Origin of the sequence: Hafnia alvei (assembly GCF_900095695.1) — a bacterium.
In the GTDB taxonomy this organism is placed as follows: domain Bacteria; phylum Pseudomonadota; class Gammaproteobacteria; order Enterobacterales; family Enterobacteriaceae; genus Hafnia; species Hafnia alvei_B.
The window spans coordinates 47,607-69,766 of sequence record NZ_FMIQ01000037.1 but is presented as its reverse complement, the minus strand read 5'-3'; the positions used below and the strand labels follow the sequence as shown (position 1 = coordinate 69,766).

Below are 22,160 nucleotides of genomic sequence, written 5' to 3'. Positions count from 1 at the left end.
CGGTTTCGCATTGGTACAATCCTTGAGGGCTTTTAGGTGGAGCAACTTAAAATTGAGCCAATTAGGATAAGAATATGAAAAGAGAAAAATGTGTTATTCAAAGCTTTCCAGCTGTAATTTGTTGGATTAATGAAAATATCCACCAAGGGATCAATGCCTCCGATGTGATAAGAATATCTGGATACTCACGCTCTTATTTTTTACGTGAATTTCAATTACACCACGGCGTTAGCGTTTCATCCTTCATCAAAACTACACGACTAAAAGCATCCGCCCAAAAACTCATATCCACAGAGTTAAAAGTCTTCGAAATTGCACAGGAAATGGGGTTCCCAAGCCAGAGCACTTTCTGCCAGATATTTAAAGGCTATTTCAATATGTCTCCAACTGAATTCCGCTACCGCTCAATGCGGCCAGAAATATAATAAGATAAGCGGCAGAATTTTTTCGGGTATACATTATTTATATTTTTACGCCGAGGTAAATTATGTTTAAAAACTTATTAGCATTGCTAGTTATGGGGGATGATTTTTTATCATGACTTAATAATAGGAGGGGATAACTTTTACTCGGCCAAAGCACGAATCGTTATCCCCCATTGGATAGGCGTCTTCTACCACTGAACCCCTATCCCATACTGATAAACCCAATACATAGCCCCAATCGTTACGGCTAAATTCACCATCACCGTGATAATAAAATAGGTTTTAAACGGTTGTTTTTGCGTCTTATGGCGGAAAATTTGCTGACCTAAAATCGCGCCGACCCAGCCGCCAATCAGGCCAAAGAATAACAACGTTATCTCGGGGACTCGCTGCCACGATTTTATGGCGGCTAATTTATCAATACCGTAAATAATCAACGTTAACGCATTGAGTAACAGGCACCACATCACAAACGGATGCAGAGAGAACAGGCTACCGACTGCCGCCAGTGCGAGCAAAAGATAACAAAAACGATTAAGATTCATACGATAAACCGATTGAAAAGAATTATGAAAGCGTGCGTATAGTGGCCCTCGACGCAGCATGATGCAATGCTACCACCTCCGAAAAAACACGCCGATACAATGCGAGAGAGCTCACACTTCACAATTAGGGATATAAATATCCAGTAAATGCATGTTTTGTCCCATAACATCCCCTCATTTTTAAACGCCATACTCCCTTCAAGATTTCAGCCTACGTAAAAGAGCAAGCAACGTAGCGCGATTGGTTTCCCTTTCTGACTCAGAGGTAGTTATGACTAAAAAATTTATCGCTGTTTGTGCATGTCCAATGGGGTTAGCTCATACGTTTATGGCCGCTCAGGCGCTAGAAGATGCCGCAAAAGCCGCAGGTTATGACCAGATCAAAATTGAAACTCAGGGTGCAGACGGCATCGAAAACCGCTTAACCGCGCAGGATATCGCGGAGGCCGACATCATTATTCATTCAGTTGCCATTACGCCTGAAGATAACGAACGCTTTGAAAGCCGCGACGTGTATGAAATTACCCTGCAGGACGCGATTAAAAATGCGGATGGGATCCTGCGTGAAATTGAAGAGATGATTCAATCTGAACAATAAAAATATACGTCTATACCCAAATAATTCGAGTTGCATTGAGGCAGCAAGTAAATGATGCGGGTGAATGAACGCAGCCAACAAAAATGCAGCTTGAAGTATGACGGGTATAACTTTCAATGAACTCATCAGGGAGATGTACCTATGGCTATTAAGAAAAGGAGCGCAGTGAATCCTTCGTCAGGCGGCGAAGCGACACTGACTAAAAATCCAAATGCGATGCCAACGGCAAAACCCAGTATGTGGGGCGATCTACCACAGCATGTAATGTCAGGTATTTCACGTATGGTACCGACGCTGATCATGGGCGGCGTTATTCTCGCCTTCTCCCAGCTTATCGCCTACGCATGGCTAAAAGTGCCTCCCGAGATGGGCATTATGGAGGCCATCAACACCGGAAAGTACGTTGGTTTCAATCTGTCCTTGATGAAGTTTGCTTATTTATCGCAATCATTTGGCGGAATTCTATTTAGCTTTGCCATCCCGATGTTTGCCGCTTTTGTTGCTAACTCAATCGGCGGAAAACTGGCTTTTCCCGCAGGGTTTATTGGGGGATTAATCGCAACTCAGCCAACGCCTGAATTAACATGGGATTTAAGTAAACTGCAATGGGTCACTAATTCCCCGGTTCCCTCAACGTTTATTGGCGCGCTGATCATCGCCATTGCCGCCGGTTATTTAGTGAAATGGATGAATGCCAAAATCCAATTACCTGCTTATTTACTGGCATTTAAAACCACCTTCTTATTACCTATTCTGTCAGCCGTTTTTGTTATGTTAGCAATGTACTACGTCATTACCCCGTTTGGCGGTTGGGTGAATGCCGGTATTCGCGTCATGCTGCAAGCGGCGGGCGATAAAGGCGTGCTGATGTATGCCGTGGGAATTTCCGCCACCACCGCTATTGACCTCGGTGGGCCAATAAATAAAGCGGCAGGCTTTATCGCTTTTAGCTTCACCAGCGATCACGTTCTGCCAATCACCGCGCGCGCTATCGCGATTGTGATCCCCCCTATCGGTTTAGGGCTGGCAACGCTCATTGACTACCGCCTCACCGGGCGCCACTTGTTTAGCAGCCAACTGTATCCTCAGGGGAAAACCGCTATGTTCCTCGCCTTCATGGGGATTAGCGAGGGCGCAATTCCATTCCTACTCGAAAGCCCATTGGCCTCGATTCCGGCCTATATGACGGGTGCCATCGTTGGCTCAACCACCGCCGTTGCATTAGGCGCAGTGCAGTGGTTCCCTGAATCGGCTATTTGGGCGTGGCCTTTAGTCACCAATTTAGGGGCTTATATCTTTGGTATTGCATTAGGTGCCATCGTGACCGCGCTGATTACCGTATTTATCCGCAATATCCTATTTAAGAAAGGCAAATTGCACATTGAGGTGATGTCTTAATTGATAAAGGTGCTGCCATCACGTTAACAGTCGGTGGCAGCAAGTATGGCGGGTCTGCCTTAACATGATATTTAAGCGAGTAGCTCATGCATAAATCCCCCTATTCAGCGATCGCCGCCTGTCAAATATGGCTAGCCAAACGCAATTTAGACGCCGTTATTATTAACGCTAAACAGAATAAATTTAGTCATACTGGGTTGCTTAGCTCATCGGGATATCTCTTTATCACCCGCACCAGCCAGCATATTTTGGTCGACTCACGTTATTATCATGAACTCTCCGCCAAGGCAGAGAGTTATCAACTGCACATGACGGATACGCAACACCACGCATCGGCCATCCTCAATCAAATCATTGCGCAGGAAAAACTCACCTGTGTTGGGTTTGAAGCCGAGCATCTGAGCTACAGCCAAAGCCTGTCTCTTATCGAAAAAATTAACGCTGAGATGAGCCCAATTTGTCTCGATGAACTGCGCCAAATAAAAACGCAGGCCGAGATCGACACCATCAAATCTGCATGTTTAATTGCCGACTGCGCCTGCGCTCACATTCGCCAATATATTCGCCCCGGCATGACGGAACATCAGATCGCCAACGAACTTGAATGGTTCATGAAAAACGAAGGCGCGGAAAAAACATCATTCGACACCATCGTTGCCAGCGGGATCCGTGGGGCCATGCCTCATGCCAAAGCCTCACAAAAAGTCGTTGAAGCCGGAGAGTTGATCACGCTCGACTTTGGTGCTCAATATCAGGGGTATTGTTCGGACATGACCCGCACGTTTTTGGTTGAGGGCAATGACGATAAACCGCTGCAAGAGCACCCGCTTTATGCGATTTACCAGGTGGTATTGCAGGCTCAACTCGCTGCCATCGCCGCTATTCGACCAGGCGTGCGCTGCTGTGATGTCGACGGCGTGGCACGCTCCATCATTTCAGCCGCAGGCTATGGCAATTTCTTTGGCCATAATACCGGCCACGCCATTGGCATTGATGTGCATGAAAATCCGCGTTTCTCGCCAACAGACACCACGCTGCTACAGGCCGGCATGCTGCTGACCGTAGAACCCGGCATTTACCTGCCAGAGCTGGGCGGCGTGCGCATTGAAGACGTGGTATTGGTCACCGAAAACGGCTGTGATGTTTTATACCAAATGCCCAAACAATTGCTGACCACCGGCGAGGATATCCAATGAATATCGATCTCTTGCAGGCCCTCTGCGAGGCAGATGCCATCGCCTCTTCCGAACAGGAAGTTCGCGATATTCTCATACAGCACGCAAACCTATGCGGCAAAAAGGTCTCTTTTGATGGGCTAGGCTCAACGCTGATTCAGCTCAACCAATCCTCAGGGCCAAAGATTATGATTTGCGCCCATATGGATGAAGTGGGTTTTATGGTGCGTAGCATCACTCGCGAAGGTGGTGTTGAGGTTATCCCCATTGGCAATGTGCGCATGCTAGCTCGTTTCATGCAGCCCGTTCGCATTACTACGCAGCACGGCAACAAAATCCACGGATTACTGGACGCTGAGCTACACGGATCTGAAGCGCGTAATTTGTGCGTAGATATTGGTGCTACATCGGCGGAAGAAGTGAATCAGTGTGGGGTTCGCATTGGCGATCGCGTTACCTACGCTAGCGACTTCAAAGTGCTTTCTCCTGAATCGCGTATCATGGGAAAAGCTTTTGATGACAGGCTCGGCTGTTTCTTGCTGATTGAATTAATGTACGCCCTGCGCAACGTTGAGTTGGAAGCCGAAATTTGGCTAGTTGCTTCTTCTAGTGAAGAGGTGGGAATGCGCGGTGGTAAAACTGCGGCACACATGATTCAGCCTGATTTAGCCTTAATCCTCGACACCGCATGTTGGTCAAAAAACTTCGATTACGGCGCCGCGAATCATCGACAAATTGGACAAGGGCCGATGCTGGTGATGTACGACAAAACCCTAATTCCGTCCCCGCGCCTGCTGAACTTTATTCAAGACACCGCGCAGCAAAATGCCATTCCATTGCAGACTGATATGTTCAGCAACGGCGGTACCGATGGCGGCAGCGTACATCTTTGCGGCAAAGGTATTCCAACCGCGGTACTGGGTGCACCGACGCGACATGGTCATTGCGCCGCATCAATTGCAGATTTGCGGGATATCGAACAGACCAAACAGCTTCTCGTTGCAGTCATCCATCGACTGAATGCCGACACACTCCATCATCTAACGGACTTTTCGCAGTAGCGCGAGTTTAGAAAAGGATTCATGCCATGCTAAAGATAGAATTTCTCTGCCCTCTGCCAAACGGCCTACATGCCCGCCCAGCCTATGAGCTCAAGGGGCAGTGCGGTCTGTTTGACAGTGAGATTATCTTTATTAATCAGCGCTCAAACCACCGTGCCGACGCTAAAAGTTCGCTAGCGCTTATCAGCACCGGAACATTGTTCAACGACGCCTGCCTGCTAGAAATCCACGGGCACGATGAAGAAAAAGCCTATCGCGCGTTAGATACCTATATTAAACAGAGCTTTGCCGACAGCGACAGTGAAATTGAGCCTCTACCGGTAGCCACCACGCGCCCTATTCCACGCTCGCTTTCTCGTTTTCAGCCAAGCCTGATCCATGGCTGTGGGCTCTCGAGCGGCATCGGGCATGGCGCGTTGTTAATCTACCGCCATACCAATATCGACATTTATAAATCACAACCGGCCAACGTGCAGGACCCACTCCTGCTTGAACATAGCCTAATTGCGCTAGCCGAGCAGCTTAACCACCAGCTGACCAGCCTAAAAGGGCAAAGCAAAACCATTGTCAATGCGCATCTCTCGCTGATTCAGGACAAAGAATTTAGCCAAAACATTTTGCGTCATCTGAATCAGAGAAAGTGCAGTCTGGCGACCGCAGCCATTGAAAGCATGGAAGAAGTGTGCGGCAAATTAGCCATGTCGGCGAGTGAGTACCTGCGCGAGCGCGTGCAAGACATTAGAGACATTACCGCTCAATTACTGCACGTCGCCTATCCCAACGTCAATTTGGGTGATCCCCTTGTTTTGCATAAACCGACGATTATTGCCGCCGAAGATATCACGCCGAGTCAGTTTTTAAGCTTAGACAAACAGCTACTGGCAGGAATGGTGTTAACGCAAACCGGGCGCACCTCGCATACGCTCATTTTAGCGCGCTCGTTGGGCATTCCCGTGCTGTCGGGGATCGAACTGTCGGCCTTGCAACACTTAGATGATAAGACCGTCTTTATCGACGCGCAGGCCGGCATTCTAGTGATTGAGCCCAACGAAGACGTCAGTGGGTATTTCTCTGTTGCACTTGGGCTGGAACAACAAAACCGTGCACGTCAGCTGAAAATGGCGGATCTTCCAGCGGTCACGCAGGATGGGCGCTGCATTGAAATAGGTGCCAACATTGGTACTGCGCAAGAAGCCCCCGCGGCGTTTAGCCAAGGGGCGGAAGGCATTGGCCTATTTCGCACCGAAATGTTGTTTATGGACCGCGATAAAGCGCCCGATGAACAAGAACAGTTTGAAGCCTACCAGCAGGTGTTGATGAATGCGGGCACCCATCCCGTGATTTTTCGTACCATGGATATCGGCGGCGACAAAAAAATCAGCTACCTGAATATCCCTCAAGAAGAAAATCCGTTTCTTGGCTATCGCGCGGTGCGCATTTATCCCGAGTTTACCGAGCTATTTACCATTCAGCTGCGCGCCATACTTCGAGCGGCAACCACCGGGTATGCGCGTTTAATGATCCCAATGGTACACACGCTCGATGAAATTCTGTGGGTAAAACAGCAAATTGCCTCGGCTCAGCGCTCGCTGAAAGCAGAAGGTTTGCGATACGCCGAAACCCTAGAGCTCGGTATTATGGTTGAAGTGCCATCGGTGTGTTTTATCATCGACCACTTCTGCGATGAGGTTGATTTCTTTAGCATTGGTTCCAACGATATGACGCAATATCTGTATGCCGTCGATCGCAATAACCAGCGCGTCGCGCACCTTTATAATCCGATTACCCCTTCGTTTCTGCGTATGCTGCGCCAGATTATCGACGTCGCGCATCGACGTGAACGCTGGGTGGGACTGTGCGGTGAGCTCGGTGGGGAACCTCGTTATCTGCCTCTGCTGATTGGTCTAGGTTTAGACGAGCTCAGCATGAGCGGCGCGCGCATTCCGGCGATTAAAGAGCTGGCACGCAAACTCAGCGCCGAAGAGTGCGTAGCACTGGCCAACCGCGCCTGTGAGTGCAAATCGGCTAACGATATTGAAGCGTTACTGGATACGCAGGCGATCCCCGCAGATCAGAAACCGTTGCTGGCGCTAGAGAATATTATCGTTCCCGCTCACCTGACGAATAAAGAACAGGTGATTCAATACCTGTGCGGCAATTTAGCCATTCAGGATCGCACCGATCATCCTACCGAACTGGAAGAGGATATCTGGCAGCGTGAAGATATCGTCACCACCGGCGTCGGCTTTGGCTTTGCCATTCCGCACACCAAATCGACTCATATTAAACACTCCAGTATCAGCATTGCTCGGCTCGAAAACGTTATTGATTGGCAGTCAGAAATGGGTGAGGTCGATTTCGTTATTATGCTGACTCTAGGCGCACAAGACAGCGTTAGTCACGTTAAAGTCTTTTCCCAGCTCGCGCGTAAATTAGTGAAGAAAGAGTTTCGCGAAGCGATGCGCTCAGCACCCAACGCAGAAGCCATTCTCTCGCTGCTACAAAGCGAATTAACCTTTTAACTCGACAGGAAACGCTCTCGGTATTCCGAGGGCGTTATCTCAAACTGCCGCTTGAACAGGCGGCAAAAGTAGCTCGCATCGCTATAACCACAGCGGTGGGCCACTTCGTTCACGTTCAAATGGTATTTCTGCAAGATCATCTTGGCTTTGCCCAACCGCACCCAGTGCAGATAGTCAATAAAGCTCATACTTCCCTCTTGCTGAAAAATACGAGACAGATGATTAGCGCTGATATTAAACATGACCGCGGTATTTTCACGGGTTAACGCACTGGAAAAATTATCCTGAACGTAGGTACAGATACTTTTATATAAAAAGGCACCGCGCTGCATTTTATTTGCCAACGGTAAGGCCAACTGGTTACGGCAAACATGCAGCAAACTCAGAACCAAATAACGACCAATATCAGGATCTGCCGTTCTTGCCGCCAACGCGTTTAGCGCCTGTAAAATATGTTCACTCTCTTCGGCATTTTGTTGGGTTATTTCCAGCGTTCTTAAACGATGAAAACCCGCCGTCGTAGCGCGTTTATCAAAGAAATGAAAACCAATGTAGGACGGCGCAAACAGCACGCTAAGCAATAATACATCCTTGTCCCACGTCGGCTGGCTGCTAGCAAATGCAGGAATAAACAACGCTTCGCCGTGAGCCAACGTGATGCTCGTGCCAGCGGGCTTTTCTGCCGTATAGCTGCCGCGTAAAACAATCTCAAGACGCGGGAATTTCGCACCAAGGCTATTCCCTAACGAATGGCCTTGGCTATCACGCGAACGCTGAGCAAAGTATGTGTGCTTGAGCTGCTGAGGATTCAAAACCAGCCCACTTAATAACTCAGTGAAAAACGGATGAGCCGTCAGCGACATATCACTTCACACACGCATATCATCCCGTATTCCCTCTGCGCATTTTCCCAGTCGATAATAAAGAAAATATATTATGCCTTCTGTACAGGCACACACATTTCAAAATCCCAGATGCCGCTTTCAGTTCCATCGTTGTGGTATTTTTCAAAACATGGCGCGTTAATCGGCACGTAGCCGCTTCTTGGCAGCACTTCGTTGAAAAACTCCATCCACGGGCGACCAAAATCACCGTCTTCAACATGCGCCTGCGCCACCGCGTATAAGCCGCCTTTCAAGGTATCAATGCGAACCCCTTCGCTATTGGCCGGTAAAACAAAATCAGGCTCGACGGTAATCGCGGTATCAACGCGCATCTCTTCCGGTGGAACTTCTTCTGGATTGTCGTAATAGATCGCAATCCAGTCACCGTTTTCATCCACCTTATTATTATCAATCCACTGATATAGTTTCTGGAAACCGACACCCACATTTTGGTCTAACGGCCCCACCATGCGAATACCCGCGAAAATGCGCTCGGCGCGCTGCTCTACAATCATTTCCATTGTAACGCCCTCTCTCATTGCCAAGTGAAATACTGTATCCATAAACAGTATTGTCAAAATAAACCAAATTGCCAACAGCTGATTTTCACTTCTGTGATTCGCGCCGCGTTACGGGATTTTATGAAAAAACAAGCGCTCTATTTTACAGATCGTTACATTGGTTTTTATGCACAAAAAAGAAACACCTACCAACATCACACTTTCGGCGGTGATTAACTTGTAAAAAAAATGCAAACAAAAACACAGGAAGTAACATATGACTTCATCTGCCTCAAAGCCCTCTCAGGCTAACGCCCGAACCGTATTCCGCGTAACGAGCGGTAACTTTCTCGAGATGTATGATTTTATGGTGTTTGGCTATTACGCCAGCGCGATAGCCGAAACCTTTTTCCCTACCCAAAGCCCCTTTGCCTCGTTAATGCTAACGCTGATGACCTTCGGTGCAGGCTTCTTAATGCGACCTCTGGGTGCGATTGTGCTGGGTGCCTATATTGACCATCACGGTCGCCGCCGGGGTTTATTGATTACCTTAGGCCTGATGGCGCTGGGAACATTGACTATCGCCTGTACGCCGTCGTACCACAGTATCGGCATGGCTGCGCCCCTGCTGATTCTGGCGGGCCGCCTGCTCCAGGGGTTTTCCGCCGGTGTGGAACTGGGCGGTGTGTCGGTCTACCTGTCCGAGATTGCCCCGAAAGATCGCAAAGGGTTCTACGTTAGCTGGCAATCCGGCAGCCAACAAATTGCCGTTATTTTTGCAGCATTGCTGGGCGTGGGATTAAATCAGTACCTTGGGAAGAGCGTGATGACCGAGTGGGGTTGGCGCATTCCGTTTATCGTGGGTTGCCTGATTGTGCCTTTCTTGTTTTATATCCGTCGTATGTTGGAGGAAACCAAGGCGTTTAACCAACGCAAACATCGCCCAAGCATGAGCGAAATTACCCGTTCAGTGGCGAGTAACTGGCAATTGGTTTTGGTTGGCATGTTTATGGTGGTGACCACCACGGTGTCGTTCTATCTCATCACGGCCTTCACACCAACCTATGGCAAAACGGTGTTGCAGTTTACCGCTCAGCAAAGCTTTTTAGTCACGCTGTTGGTGGGAATTTCAAACCTGTTCTGGCTGCCGGTGATGGGCGCGCTGTCAGACAAAGTAGGACGGCGGCCATTGCTGTTGCTGTTTAGCGCGTTGATGCTGCTAACGTCCTATCCATCGTTGAACTGGCTGGTAGCACATCCAAGCTTTGCGCATTTGATTGAAGTTGAACTGTGGCTGTCGTTTATGTATGCCAGCTACAACGGCGCGATGGTGGTATGCCTCACCGAAATCATGCCCGCAGAAGTGCGCGCATCAGGCTTCTCCATGGCTTATAGCTTGGCTACCGCGATTTTCGGCGGATTTACACCAGCCATATCCAGCTATCTGATCCACGCCACCGGTGACAAAGCGATGCCGGGAATGTGGCTTTCGGCCGCGGCGGCCTGTGGCTTAATCGCCGCGCTGGCGCTACCTGCAATCCAACGTTTGAATCACAATCGAACCGTCACGGTGCCTAGCCGTAACGCGGTAGCGCCGAAGTAAGTTTTTCGCACCAGAAATAAATCTTCCCGACTTTTTCCTCAAGAGAAAGTCGGGATTGATGTCAAAGCGGCCACAGCCACGCAGCACCGCGCACGCCGCTGGAGTCACCGTGTTTGGCTTTACGTACCGGCGTTTCACATTCCCGCCCGAATACCCACGTTGAGATCAACGGCGGCACCGTTGTATATAACCGGTCCACATTACTCATCCCACCGCCAAGCACCACCACGTCAGGATCGATGATGTTAATCACGTGGGCTAACGATTTTGCCAGTCGCTGTTCATAGTGGGTGATCGCACGCTCAGCCAACGCATCACCTTGGCGGGATAACGCCATGATTTCAGCGCCCGCTAGCGGCTGACCACCTAAGCGCTGGTAGTCTGTTTCGAAACCGGTACCCGAAATAAAGGTTTCAATACAACCTGATTTCCCACAGTAGCAAGGAACCTCTTTCTGATACTGCCACTCGTCGTCATTAAGCCAAGGCAAAGGATTATGTCCCCACTCGCCCGCAATGCCGTTTCCACCCGCGTGTACCCGCCCGTCGATAGCAATGCCTGAGCCACAGCCGGTACCGATAATCACCGCAAACACCAGATGCGCCCCAGCAGCTGCTCCGTCGGTTGCTTCAGACACCGCAAGACAGTTGGCGTCATTGGCCAAACGAACGTCGCGCGACAGGCGCTTAGCCAGATCTTTGTCTAATGGTTGGCCATTCAGCCAGGTGGAATTCGCATTTTTCACTAGACCGGTAAAGGGCGACAATGTGCCAGGGATCCCCACACCCACGCTCCCCCGCTGACCGGTTTGCTTTTCGGCTAACTCCACCAGCCCCGCTATCGCCTCAACGGTTTTTGCATAGTCATCACGAGGGGTGGCAATACGATGCCGAAACAGCGCCTGACCGTTATTTCCCAAGGCAATAACTTCAATTTTGGTGCCGCCCAAATCTATACCAATACGCACATAGCCCCCTAAGCAGACGAATACTGAGTCGAACTAGTTTGCAGAATTTCTCGGGCAATTAATACTACAGCCGACCCTCTTTATTCGTTATCATGCGGCCTGTTTAACACATTGCCATACCCAAAATAATGGGAGTTGTATCAAGGCGGCAAGAGAGCGCAGCCAACATAGATGCAGCTTCAAGTATGAAGGGTATAAAACATGGCGCGCGATGCGTCACGATCAGGGACAACGCTAATGCTATGGTTTAAGAATTTATTGGTTTACCGTCTGAGCCGCGATGTTCATCTGGTGCCAGATGAAGTTGAAAAAATGCTGGGCTCGATGGCCTTTACGCCGTGCGGTAGTCAGGATATGGCGAAAACGGGCTGGGTCTCTCCGATGGGTTCCCACAGCGATGCGCTGACTCACTACGTCAACGACCAAATCCTGCTGTGCGCACGTAAAGAAGAAAAAATCTTACCATCGCCGGTCTTAAAGCAGGCGCTGCAGGCAAAGATTGAAAAGCTGGAAGGCGAGCAAGGCCGCAAGCTTAAGAAAACCGAAAAAGACTCGTTAAAAGACGAAGTGCTGCACACGTTACTGCCGCGCGCATTCAGCCGTTTCAGCCAGACTTGGCTGTGGATTGATATGGCGAATGGCCTGATCATGGTCGATGCCGCCAGTCCGAAAAAAGCAGAAGACACCTTAGCGCTGTTGCGTAAAAGCATTGGCTCGCTGCCGGTTGTGCCATTAACCATGGAAAGCCCTATTGAGCTGACGATGACCGAATGGGTGCGCTCCGGCGAAGTCCCTGCAGGCTTTGCCCTGCAAGACGAAGCCGAACTGAAAGCGATTCTGGAAGAAGGTGGCGTGATCCGCTGCAAAAAACAGGATCTGGTTTCTGACGAGATTGCCGTTCACATTGAAGCGGGCAAACTGGTCACCAAGCTGGCGTTGGACTGGCAGGAGCGCATTCAGTTAGTGCTGTCAGACGATGGTTCACTGAAGCGTTTGAAGTTCTCTGAAACGATTCGCGATCAGAACGAAGACATCGACCGCGACGATTATGCGCAGCGTTTCGATGCCGATTTCATTTTGATGACCAGCGAACTGGCTGCGTTAATCAAAAATATTATTGAAGCGCTCGGCGGCGAATCAGAGAAATAAGTAGAGCTAACAAAAACGGGCTGAAGTTAAACTCCAGCCCGTTTGTTTGAGACTAAGAAATCTTAGCTCAGGTATTTACACAGATACGAAGTCGGTTCCGCAACCTGCAAGTTAAACTCGCTATGCCCCGGAACAAAGAACGTCTCGCCTGATGAGAACACCTGCCAATCAGGCGCACCCGGAATTAACACACGCAATGCACCTGTAATCACCGTCATCTCTTCCGGCTTATCGGTTGAGAAGGTGTATTCCCCTGCGTCCATTACGCCAATGCTCTGACGCCCAATGCTGCCACTGTCAAAACCAATCGACTTCACTTTACCAGCAAAATACTCATTTACATTCAACATACTATGGCACCTGTATTGAGAAGGGGTTACTGCATCTTGTATGAAAAAAACAGTGCTGTCACTGACTTAGTTCACACTGTGAGAGAACCGCGCCGGTTATGGCTTCAAGCGCTCATTAACTGAACGTTTGCTTAGTAAGCGCTGGCATCGGTAATCACCCTAACCTGTTCCGCGCTCAAGCGAAGATTGGCCGCCACCGCTAACTCGTTTAGCTGTTTTAACGATGTGGCGCTCGCAATCGGCGAGGTTATTCCCGGCTGTGCGATTTGCCACGCTAACGCCACGGCCACCGGTGAGGCATTGACCTCATGGGCTACCTGCTCCAGCGCATCAAGGATCCCCAGCCCACGGCTATTGAGGTATTTCTCCACAATCCCGTTACCTCGTGCGCTTTTGTGGGCATCTTCAGCGCTACGGTATTTCCCCGAGAGGAACCCGCTGGCCAAGGCGTAGTAGTTAATCACGCCCAGACCTTCTTTTTGTACCAGCGGTGCCAGATCAACTTCGAAATCATGGCGGTCGTATAAATTGTATTCGGGTTGAATGGTTTCATAACGCGCCAAGCCTAATTGAGCGCTTACATCCAACGCTTTGGCCAAGCGCTCCGCGCTGTAGTTCGACGCCCCTATCGCGCGCACCTTGCCCTCTTTAATCAACGCATCAAAGGCATTCATCGTTTGCGCCAGCGGCGTGTTTTGGTCGTCATCATGCGCCTGATAAAGATCGATATAGTCGGTTTTCAAGCGGCGCAGAGAGGCTTCCACTGCCTCGCGGATATAACGTGCCGATAGCCCTTTCAGCTGTGGCCCCATCGGTTTACCCACCTTGGTAGCCAGAATAATTTGGTCACGCTTGCCGCTTTTTTGCAGCCAGTTGCCGATAATAGTTTCAGACTCACCGCCGAAATTTCCTGGCACCCACGCAGAGTAAACGTCGGCGGTATCAATGAAGTTCAGTTTGTGGTCTAGCAGTGCGTCAAGCAGGCTAAACGAGGTTGCCTGATCCACGGTCCAACCAAATACGTTCCCGCCAAAGGTAATGGTCGGAACTCGAATACCAGAACGTCCTAGCTCACGTAAATTCATTATTGGCTCCTGTGCTGAGATTTGAGAAAACAACGCTGATAACGAATACTATTAGCACTAATTATTCGCATAGGTGATAGACAATTTAGGCTAAATCCAGAAAGGTCTTACCCTATCTGACTTATCTTCCATATTTCCTTCATTTTTAGATAAAGCTAACGGCCTAGAATAGTAAACTGACACGAGTCACTAATTTGTTTGTGATTGGACCACTAAGTCCAATTTTTATATTCCCGCTGCGGCGGGGATATTTCTCTGGAGAATTCAGTCTGCAATGAGCGCTTTCAATAAACCGACCTCCCGTAAACGCCTTTGGTGGGCTATCGCCGTTCTTGTTGTGGCTGGCGTCATTGTTTGGCGTTATACCAGCAGCGGCACCGAAGCGCCCACTGTTGGCGCAGAACAGGCACAGAAAGGGAAAGCAGGTGGCAAAGCCGGCGGTCGTCGTGGCGGCAGCGGCATATTGGCTCCGGTTCAGGCGGCAGAAACACGCATATCTAACGTGCCTAACTATCTCACCGGTTTAGGGACAGTAACGGCTGCCAATACGGTCACCGTACGTAGCCGCGTCGATGGCCAACTGATGAAAATCCACTTCACCGAAGGCCAGCAGGTCAAGGCCGGTGATTTATTGGCAGAGATCGACCCACGCCCTTTCCAGGTTCAGCTGGCTCAAGCTCAAGGGCAACTGGCCAAAGATCAGGCTATTTTAGCCAATGCGCGCCGTGACCTAGCGCGTTATCAGCAGCTCAGCAAAACCAACATGGTTTCTCAGCAAGAGCTGGATACGCAGGCCTCTCTGGTGACTCAAACGCAGGGCAGCATCGTGGCCGATCAGGGTGCCGTTGACAGCGCCAAGCTTCAGTTGACCTATAGCCGTATCACCGCCCCCATTGATGGTCGCGTGGGGTTGAAGCTGGTTGATGAAGGCAACTATATCACTAGCGGTGATACCACCGGTTTAGTGGTGTTAACCCAAACGCATCCAATTGATGTGGTCTTCACGCTGCCAGAAGTGAATATCGCCAGCATTCAGCAGGCACAAAAAGAAAACGGCAAGTTAGAGGTGGAAGCGTGGGATCGCTCCAATCAGCACTTGCTGACCACGGGCACCTTGCTGAGCATGGATAACCAGATCGACACCAGCACCGGCACCATCAAAATTAAGGCGCGGTTTGATAACCAAGACGACACCTTATTCCCCAATCAGTTTGTTAACGTGCGTCTGAAAGTATCCACTCAAAGCGACGCCGTGGTGGCTCCTGCCGCTGCAGTTCAAATGGGGAACGAAGGCAACTTCGTATGGGTCGTGAATGATAAAAATCAGGTGAGTAAGCACGCCGTATCCGTGGGAACCCGTGATGCCTCTGACGTGGTTATTACCGGTGGACTCTCAGCGGGCGAGCGCGTGGTCACTGACGGTATCGATCAGTTAACCGAAGGTGCAACCGTCGAAGTGATTGCGCCTCATAGCGAAAATGCCGCACAAACTCAGGCACAAGCAGGCAAAGATGCTCCTGCTAAGCCAAACACGGATAAGCAGAACGCTGGTAAACAGGACAAGTCATAATGCAACACACGCCTGTCGGTTCTGAAGAGCCTAAAAACGAAACGCCCGCCGCCGGTGGGCCTTCTCGCCTGTTTATTCTGCGCCCGGTCGCCACCACGCTGCTAATGGTGGCTATTCTGCTGGCGGGGATCGTCGGTTATCGCTCACTGTCGGTTTCCGCGTTGCCAGAGGTGGATTACCCAACGATTCAGGTGGTAACGCTTTATCCGGGCGCCAGCCCAGACGTCACCACGTCTGCCATTACCGCACCGCTGGAACGTCAGTTCGGCCAAATGTCGGGCTTAAAACAGATGTCGTCGCAAAGCTCCGGCGGCGCGTCGGTGATTACCTTACAATTTCAGCTAACGCTGCCGCTCGATGTCGCGGAGCAAGAGGTTCAGGCCGCGATTAACGCCGCCACCAATCTGCTGCCGACCGACCTGCCCTATCCGCCGATTTACAGCAAAGTTAACCCTGCCGATCCGCCGATCATGACCATCGCCGTCACCTCCGATGCGGTGGCGATGACGCAGGTTGAAGATATGGTGGAAACCCGCATTTCGCAGAAAATCTCGCAGGTTAGCGGCGTGGGTCTGGTGACGATTTCAGGCGGTCAACGCCCTGCGGTGCGCGTGCGGTTAAACGCACCGGCGGTTGCAGCCTATGGTTTAGACAGCGAAACCATCCGTACCGCTATCGTTAACGCCAACGTTAACTCAGCGAAAGGGAGCTTTGACGGCCCAACGCGCTCGGTTACGCTGTCTGCCAACGACCAAATGAAGTCGGCTGAGGACTATCGCGATCTGATCGTGGCCTATTCCAACGGCGCTCCGGTTCGCTTAAGCGACGTGGCAACCATCGAACAGGCGGCAGAAAACACCAAGCTGGCCGCGTGGGCCAATACCAAACCGGCCATCATTTTAAACGTTCAGCGCCAGCCGGGTGCGAACGTGATTACCACTGCCGACAGCATCCAGTCATTGCTGCCACAGCTGACAGAAAGTCTGCCCAAATCAGTAAAAATGACGGTGCTGACTGACCGCACCGAAACCATTCGCGCCTCGGTCAGCGATGTGCAGACCGAGCTGCTATTAGCGATTGCCCTCGTGGTGATGGTGATTTACCTGTTCTTGCGCAATGTGCCAGCCACCATTATTCCCAGCGTGGCCGTGCCGCTGTCGCTGGTGGGTACGTTCGCCGTCATGTATTTCCTCGATTTTTCGATAAACAACCTCACCTTGATGGCCCTGACAATCGCCACCGGTTTCGTGGTCGATGACGCCATCGTGGTGATCGAAAACATCTCGCGCTATATCGAAAAAGGGGAAAAGCCGCTGGATGCCGCGTTGAAAGGCGCGGGCGAAATTGGTTTCACCATTATTTCTCTAACCTTCTCCCTGATTGCGGTGCTGATCCCACTGCTGTTTATGGGCGATATTATTGGCCGCCTGTTCCGCGAATTTGCGGTCACCTTGGCGGTGGCGATCCTGATTTCGGCGGTGGTGTCGTTAACCCTAACGCCAATGATGTGCGCGCGTATGCTCAGCCATGAATCGCTGCGCAAACAAAACCGCTTCTCGCGTGCCAGCGAGCGTTTCTTCGAACGCGTCATTGCCAAATATGGTGAATGGCTCAAAGTCGTATTGAATCACCCGATGCTCACGCTGAGCGTGGCGCTGAGCACGCTGGTGCTGACCGTTCTGCTGTATATTTTCATTCCTAAAGGTTTCTTCCCTATTCAGGATAACGGCCTGATCCAAGGCACCGTTCAGGCACCGCAGTCGGTTTCCTTTAGCGAAATGGCGCAGCGTCAGCAAACGCTGGCGGCTGAAATTCTTAAAGATCCTGACGTCGCGAGCCTGAGCTCGTTTATCGGCGTGGATGGCACCAACGCCACGCTGAACAGCGGACGATTGCAGATCAACCTGAAACCGCTGGATGAGCGTAAAGATCGCGTTCAGCAAATCATCCCGCGCCTGCAAAAAATGGCCGACAAGATCCCCGGTATTCAGCTTTATCTTCAGCCAGTTCAGGATCTGACCATTGATACGCAGGTCAGCCGTACGCAGTACCAGTTCACCTTACAGGCCATGTCGCTGGACGAGCTGAGCACGTGGGTACCGAAACTGGTAGGTGAACTGCAAAAATCACCGATGCTGAAAGACGTAAGCAGTGACTGGCAGGATCAGGGATTAGTGGCCTTTGTGAACGTTAACCGCGATACCGCCAGCCGCTTAGGCATTACCATGGCCGACGTGGATAACGCGCTGTATAACGCCTTCGGCCAACGGTTGATCTCCACGATTTATACCCAAGCCAACCAGTATCGCGTGGTGATGGAGCATAATCAGGATCACAGCAATGGTTTAGCCGCGTTTAACGATGTGTATCTCACCAGCAGCGACGGCAAAAATGTGCCGTTGAACTCTATTGCTACTATTGAGCAACGTTTTGGGCCGCTGTCGATCAACCATCTCGATCAGTTCCCATCCACCACGGTGTCGTTCAACGTTACCGACGGCTACTCGCTTGAGCAGGCGATGAAAACCATCACCAGCACCGAACAGCAGCTTAATATGCCCGTTGATATCACTACGAATTTCCAAGGTGCAACGCTCGCGTTTGAATCGGCGCTGGGCAGCACATTGTGGCTTATCGTGGCGGCGATTATCGCGATGTACATCGTTCTGGGCGTGCTGTATGAAAGCTTTATTCATCCGGTTACCATTCTGTCAACGCTGCCGACCGCCGGGGTGGGCGCATTATTGGCGCTGATTATGGCGGGCAGCGAGCTCGATGTGATTGCCATTATCGGCATCATTTTGCTGATTGGTATCGTGAAGAAAAACGCCATCATGATGATCGACTTCGCCCTTGCCGCCGAGCGTGAGCAAGGAATGGCGCCGTATGACGCCATTTATCAAGCCTGTTTGCTGCGTTTCCGCCCTATTCTGATGACCACGCTGGCGGCGTTGCTGGGTGCTCTGCCGCTGATGCTCAGCACCGGCGTTGGGGCCGAACTGCGCCAGCCGCTGGGAATTTGCATGGTCGGCGGTTTGGTCATGAGCCAAATTCTGACGCTGTTCACCACGCCGGTGATTTACCTGCTGTTTGATAAGGTTTCGCGCAACACGCATCCGGCTAAAGATCCGCAGGAGAACGTCCAGTGAAGTTCTCTCCGTCAAAAGGCTTCTTCGCCTTGTTCATCAACCGGCCAGTCGCCACCACGCTGCTGACGCTGGCTATTACGCTGTGCGGAATTTTGGGCTTTAGATTATTGCCCGTCGCACCGCTGCCGCAGGTAGATTATCCGGTCATTATGGTGAGCGCCTCTCTGCCGGGCGCCTCGCCTGAAACCATGGCGTCATCGGTGGCGACACCGTTGGAGCGCGCATTAGGGCGCATTGCCGGGATCAGCGAGATGACCTCATCCAGCTCGCTCGGCAGCACGCGTATCATTATTCAGTTTGATTTTAACCGCGATATCAACGGCGCCGCACGTGACGTGCAGGCCGCGATTAATGCGGCGCAAAGCCTGCTGCCGTCGGGTATGCCGAGCCGCCCAAGCTATCGCAAAGCTAACCCGTCTGATGCGCCGATCATGATCATGACGCTGACGTCAGACACCTATGATCAAGCGAAGCTTTATGACATCGCCTCCACTCAGCTGGCGCAAAAAATCGCGCAGGTAGACGGCGTGGGCGACGTTTCGGTTGGCGGGAGTTCCTTGCCTGCGGTGCGCGTCGAGCTCAATCCTGAAGCGCTGTTCAATCAGGGCGTTTCACTCGACAGCGTGCGAACCTCTATTGCCAACGCTAACGTACGTCGTCCTCAGGGAGCGGTTGACGCGCAAAACCAGCGTTGGCAGGTGCAAACCAACGATGAAATCAAAACCGCACAGGACTATCAGCCCTTAATCATTCATTACAACAACGGATCTGCGGTACGCCTCAGCGACGTTGCCAACGTTAAAGATTCGGTGGAAGACGTGCGCAATGCGGGTATGACCGACGCCAAACCCGCCATTTTGATCATGATCCGCCGCAGCGCCGATGCCAACATTATCGAAACCGTCGATCGTATTCGCGCAGAGATCCCAGAGTTCAAAGCGTTGATCCCGGCCTCAATCGATTTGCAGGTGGCTCAGGATCGCTCACCGACCATCCGTGCTTCGCTCGACGAAGTAGAGAGCTCGCTGTCTATCGCCGTCGGCTTGGTGATCATGGTGGTATTCCTGTTCTTGCGCTCTGGCCGAGCCACGCTGATCCCCGCCGTCGCCGTACCGGTTTCGCTCATCGGCACCTTCGCCGCCATGTACCTGTGCGATTTTAGCCTGAATAACCTTTCGCTGATGGCGCTGACGATCGCGACCGGATTTGTGGTCGATGACGCCATTGTGGTGCTGGAGAATATTTCACGCCACGTGGAAGCGGGCATGGAACCGAAAAAAGCCGCGCTGATTGGTGCGCGTGAAGTGGGTTTCACCGTGCTCTCCATGAGCCTATCGCTAGTGGCGGTGTTTATTCCGCTGCTGTTGATGAGCGGCTTGCCGGGGCGTTTGTTCCGAGAATTTTCGGTCACGCTCTCGGTGGCTATCGGCATATCGCTGGTGATTTCACTCACGCTCACGCCAATGATGTGCGCGCATCTGCTTAAAAAGCGCCCGTCACGCCATCAAGAACGGATCCGCGGTTTTGGTAAACTGCTGCTGAAAATGCAGCAAGGCTACGGCAAGAGTCTGGGCTGGGTATTAAATCATGCCCGCTGGGTGTTGCTGATCCTGATCGCCACCATCGGCCTGAATATCTGGCTGTATATCTCTATTCCGAAAACCTTCTTCCCTGAGCAGGACACGGGCCGTCTGATGGGCTTTATTCAAGCCGACCAAAGCATTTCGTTTCAGGCGATGCGGGGCAAGCTACAGGACTTCATGAAAATTGTGCGCAGCGATCCCGATGTGGATAACGTAACCGGATTCACCGGCGGCTCGAACGTTAACAGCGGCATGATGTTTATCTCGTTAAAACCGTTGGGTGAACGCAAAGACGATGCTCAGCACGTGATTGCGCGTCTGCGCGGCAAGCTGGCCAAAGAGCCGGGAGCGAATTTGTTCCTGATGGCCGTACAAGATATTCGCGTAGGCGGTCGTCAAGGCAACGCCAGCTACCAGTACACGTTGCTATCGGACGATCTTGCCGAACTGCGTAAGTGGGAGCCTAAAATTCGTGCAGCCTTTGCCAAGCTTCCTGAACTGGCCGATGTGAGCTCCGATCAGCAAGATAAAGGCTCGGAGCTGGCGCTGACCTATGACCGTGAAAGTATGGCGCGTTTGGGCATTAACGTGGCTGATGCTAACGCCTTGCTCAATAACGCCTTCGGTCAACGACAGATTTCAACCATCTATCAGCCGCTCAATCAATATCACGTGGTAATGGAAGTGGCGCCGGAGTATACGCAGGACGAAAGCTCACTAGACAAAATGTTTGTGATTAACAGCGACGGCAAAGCCATCCCACTTTCCTATTTTGCGAAATGGCAACCGGCCAATGCGCCGTTATCGGTCAATCATCAGGGCTTAACTGCGGCATCGACCATCTCCTTCAACTTACCGGAAGGAGGCGCGCTGTCAGATGCTTCTGCCGCCATTGAACGCACCATGACCGCGCTGGGCGTGCCGAATACGGTACGCGGCACCTTCGCGGGTACCGCGCAGGTTTTCCAAGACACCCAAAACTCGCAGATCATTTTGATTCTAGCCGCCATTGCCACGGTGTATATCGTGCTGGGTATATTGTATGAAAGCTACGTGCATCCGCTGACCATTCTGTCTACGCTGCCTTCGGCAGGTGTGGGCGCGCTGTTGGCGTTAGAAATGTTTGGCGCACCTTTTAGCCTGATTGCGCTGATCGGCATCATGCTACTGATAGGGATAGTGAAGAAGAACGCCATCATGATGGTCGATTTTGCCCTAGAGGCCGAGCGCAACGGCGGCATGAGCCCGCGCGATGCAATTTTCCAAGCCTGCCTGCTGCGTTTCCGCCCGATCATGATGACCACCATGGCGGCGCTGTTTGGCGCATTGCCTCTGGCGTTTAGCAGCGGCGACGGCGCAGAACTGCGTCAGCCTTTAGGTATCACGATTGCCGGTGGTTTGGTGATGAGCCAGTTGCTTACGCTCTACACCACGCCGGTGGTGTATCTCTATTTTGACCGACTACGTAGCCGCTTTAGCAAAGTAAAAACGCTAAAACCGCTGCCGAGATAGACCTTGTACAGCGGCACATTACCGGACAGCTGAGCGGAAAACGGCGGGCAAGCACGAGCGGCATGGACGCCGCGAGAATCGTAG

At 51.4% G+C, this 22,160-nt stretch carries 17 protein-coding genes; 11 read left to right on the top strand and 6 right to left on the bottom strand.

Annotation, left to right across the window (positions count from 1 at the left end; genetic code table 11):
- Nucleotides 1-74 precede the first annotated feature (74 nt).
- Nucleotides 75-425 carry a helix-turn-helix transcriptional regulator gene (locus tag BN1044_RS10680; protein WP_072308647.1) on the top strand — a complete coding sequence of 117 codons (351 nt, stop codon included), beginning with the start codon at nt 75-77 and terminating at the stop codon, nt 423-425.
- 188 nt (nt 426-613) lie between these two features.
- On the opposite strand, the gene BN1044_RS10675 is transcribed toward BN1044_RS10680, so the two are convergent.
- The gene (locus tag BN1044_RS10675) at nt 614-970 is read right to left on the bottom strand and encodes a DUF1294 domain-containing protein (protein ID WP_072308656.1); all 357 of its coding nucleotides are present in this window, start codon (nt 968-970) and stop codon (nt 614-616) included.
- 271 nt (nt 971-1,241) lie between these two features.
- Here BN1044_RS10675 and BN1044_RS10670 point away from each other — a divergent pair, with 271 nt between their 5' ends.
- The 5 genes from BN1044_RS10670 to ptsP all read left to right on the top strand — a co-directional run bounded on the left by BN1044_RS10670 (nt 1,242) and on the right by ptsP (nt 7,724).
- Entirely contained in the window at nt 1,242-1,568 is a 327-nt protein-coding gene (locus BN1044_RS10670) for a PTS fructose transporter subunit IIB (RefSeq protein ID WP_025799789.1), read from the top strand.
- 141 nt (nt 1,569-1,709) lie between these two features.
- Nucleotides 1,710-2,966 (top strand): PTS fructose transporter subunit IIC, encoded by a 1,257-nt coding sequence (locus BN1044_RS10665; RefSeq protein ID WP_072308646.1) that lies wholly within the window; start codon nt 1,710-1,712, stop codon nt 2,964-2,966.
- Nucleotides 2,967-3,052: 86 nt separating this feature from the next.
- Nucleotides 3,053-4,162, top strand: coding sequence for an aminopeptidase (gene ypdF, locus BN1044_RS10660; RefSeq protein WP_072308645.1), 1,110 nt, complete (start codon nt 3,053-3,055; stop codon nt 4,160-4,162).
- A complete protein-coding gene (gene ypdE, locus BN1044_RS10655) occupies nt 4,159-5,202 on the top strand; it encodes an aminopeptidase (protein ID WP_072308644.1) in 1,044 nt (347 codons plus the stop codon). The genes ypdF and ypdE overlap by 4 nt, the downstream gene beginning before the upstream one ends.
- A 26-nt stretch (nt 5,203-5,228) precedes the next feature.
- Nucleotides 5,229-7,724: a phosphoenolpyruvate--protein phosphotransferase gene (gene ptsP / locus BN1044_RS10650; RefSeq protein WP_072308643.1), complete on the top strand. Its 2,496-nt coding sequence runs from the start codon at nt 5,229-5,231 to the stop codon at nt 7,722-7,724.
- Here the strand turns inward: ptsP and BN1044_RS10645 are convergent.
- Together BN1044_RS10645 and sbmC are read right to left on the bottom strand one after the other, a co-directional pair.
- Nucleotides 7,721-8,587, bottom strand: coding sequence for a helix-turn-helix transcriptional regulator (locus BN1044_RS10645; RefSeq protein ID WP_072308642.1), 867 nt, complete (start codon nt 8,585-8,587; stop codon nt 7,721-7,723). The two genes, ptsP and BN1044_RS10645, sit on opposite strands and share 4 nt — an antisense overlap.
- Before the next feature lie 71 nt (nt 8,588-8,658).
- On the bottom strand, nt 8,659-9,129 hold the full coding sequence (sbmC, locus tag BN1044_RS10640; protein WP_025799801.1) for a DNA gyrase inhibitor SbmC: 471 nt from the start codon (nt 9,127-9,129) through the stop codon (nt 8,659-8,661).
- A gap of 256 nt (nt 9,130-9,385) precedes the next feature.
- On the opposite strand from sbmC, the gene BN1044_RS10635 reads away from it, so the two are divergent.
- Nucleotides 9,386-10,711, top strand: a complete 1,326-nt coding sequence (locus BN1044_RS10635) for an MFS transporter (RefSeq protein ID WP_072308641.1) — start codon at nt 9,386-9,388, stop codon at nt 10,709-10,711.
- 61 nt (nt 10,712-10,772) lie between these two features.
- Here the strand turns inward: BN1044_RS10635 and mak are convergent, their stop codons facing one another.
- Complete coding sequence (mak, locus tag BN1044_RS10630) at nt 10,773-11,678, bottom strand: fructokinase (RefSeq protein ID WP_072308640.1); 906 nt, start codon at nt 11,676-11,678, stop codon at nt 10,773-10,775.
- 237 nt (nt 11,679-11,915) lie between these two features.
- On the opposite strand from mak, the gene rdgC reads away from it, so the two are divergent.
- Nucleotides 11,916-12,827, top strand: coding sequence for a recombination-associated protein RdgC (rdgC, locus tag BN1044_RS10625; RefSeq protein WP_025799807.1), 912 nt, complete (start codon nt 11,916-11,918; stop codon nt 12,825-12,827).
- 62 nt (nt 12,828-12,889) lie between these two features.
- Here rdgC and ppnP read toward each other — a convergent pair whose 3' ends face one another.
- Both ppnP and BN1044_RS10615 read right to left on the bottom strand, forming a co-directional pair.
- Nucleotides 12,890-13,177 (bottom strand): pyrimidine/purine nucleoside phosphorylase, encoded by a 288-nt coding sequence (ppnP, locus tag BN1044_RS10620; protein WP_004091927.1) that lies wholly within the window; start codon nt 13,175-13,177, stop codon nt 12,890-12,892.
- Nucleotides 13,178-13,308: 131 nt separating this feature from the next.
- Nucleotides 13,309-14,262: an aldo/keto reductase gene (locus BN1044_RS10615; protein WP_072308639.1), complete on the bottom strand. Its 954-nt coding sequence runs from the start codon at nt 14,260-14,262 to the stop codon at nt 13,309-13,311.
- 274 nt (nt 14,263-14,536) lie between these two features.
- Between BN1044_RS10615 and BN1044_RS10610 the strand changes: the two genes are divergently transcribed.
- Genes BN1044_RS10610 through mdtC form a run of 3 tightly spaced genes read left to right on the top strand, consistent with a single transcriptional unit; the run spans nt 14,537 to nt 22,076 of the window.
- The gene (locus tag BN1044_RS10610; protein ID WP_072308638.1) at nt 14,537-15,832 is read left to right on the top strand and encodes an MdtA/MuxA family multidrug efflux RND transporter periplasmic adaptor subunit; all 1,296 of its coding nucleotides are present in this window, start codon (nt 14,537-14,539) and stop codon (nt 15,830-15,832) included.
- The gene (locus tag BN1044_RS10605) at nt 15,832-18,981 is read left to right on the top strand and encodes an MdtB/MuxB family multidrug efflux RND transporter permease subunit (protein ID WP_072308637.1); all 3,150 of its coding nucleotides are present in this window, start codon (nt 15,832-15,834) and stop codon (nt 18,979-18,981) included. Before BN1044_RS10610 ends, BN1044_RS10605 begins: the two co-directional genes overlap by 1 nt.
- A complete protein-coding gene (gene mdtC, locus BN1044_RS10600) occupies nt 18,978-22,076 on the top strand; it encodes a multidrug efflux RND transporter permease subunit MdtC (protein WP_072308636.1) in 3,099 nt (1,032 codons plus the stop codon). Before BN1044_RS10605 ends, mdtC begins: the two co-directional genes overlap by 4 nt.
- Nucleotides 22,077-22,160: the final 84 nt, after the last annotated feature.

Excerpts from the sequence above, each read along its gene's own strand:
- ptsP (WP_072308643.1), top strand. The coding sequence starts at position 5,229 with ATGCTAAAGATAGAATTTCTCTGCCCTCTGCCAAACGGCCTACATGCC.
- BN1044_RS10670 (WP_025799789.1), top strand. The coding sequence starts at position 1,242 with ATGACTAAAAAATTTATCGCTGTTTGTGCATGTCCAATGGGGTTAGCT.
- ypdF (WP_072308645.1), top strand. The coding sequence starts at position 3,053 with ATGCATAAATCCCCCTATTCAGCGATCGCCGCCTGTCAAATATGGCTA.
- BN1044_RS10645 (WP_072308642.1), bottom strand. The coding sequence starts at position 8,587 with ATGTCGCTGACGGCTCATCCGTTTTTCACTGAGTTATTAAGTGGGCTG.
- ppnP (WP_004091927.1), bottom strand. The coding sequence starts at position 13,177 with ATGTTGAATGTAAATGAGTATTTTGCTGGTAAAGTGAAGTCGATTGGT.
- BN1044_RS10615 (WP_072308639.1), bottom strand. The coding sequence starts at position 14,262 with ATGAATTTACGTGAGCTAGGACGTTCTGGTATTCGAGTTCCGACCATT.
- BN1044_RS10605 (WP_072308637.1), top strand. The coding sequence starts at position 15,832 with ATGCAACACACGCCTGTCGGTTCTGAAGAGCCTAAAAACGAAACGCCC.
- sbmC (WP_025799801.1), bottom strand. The coding sequence starts at position 9,129 with ATGGAAATGATTGTAGAGCAGCGCGCCGAGCGCATTTTCGCGGGTATT.
- BN1044_RS10675 (WP_072308656.1), bottom strand. The coding sequence starts at position 970 with ATGAATCTTAATCGTTTTTGTTATCTTTTGCTCGCACTGGCGGCAGTC.
- BN1044_RS10635 (WP_072308641.1), top strand. The coding sequence starts at position 9,386 with ATGACTTCATCTGCCTCAAAGCCCTCTCAGGCTAACGCCCGAACCGTA.
- BN1044_RS10680 (WP_072308647.1), top strand. The coding sequence starts at position 75 with ATGAAAAGAGAAAAATGTGTTATTCAAAGCTTTCCAGCTGTAATTTGT.
- rdgC (WP_025799807.1), top strand. The coding sequence starts at position 11,916 with ATGCTATGGTTTAAGAATTTATTGGTTTACCGTCTGAGCCGCGATGTT.
- BN1044_RS10665 (WP_072308646.1), top strand. The coding sequence starts at position 1,710 with ATGGCTATTAAGAAAAGGAGCGCAGTGAATCCTTCGTCAGGCGGCGAA.
- ypdE (WP_072308644.1), top strand. The coding sequence starts at position 4,159 with ATGAATATCGATCTCTTGCAGGCCCTCTGCGAGGCAGATGCCATCGCC.
- BN1044_RS10610 (WP_072308638.1), top strand. The coding sequence starts at position 14,537 with ATGAGCGCTTTCAATAAACCGACCTCCCGTAAACGCCTTTGGTGGGCT.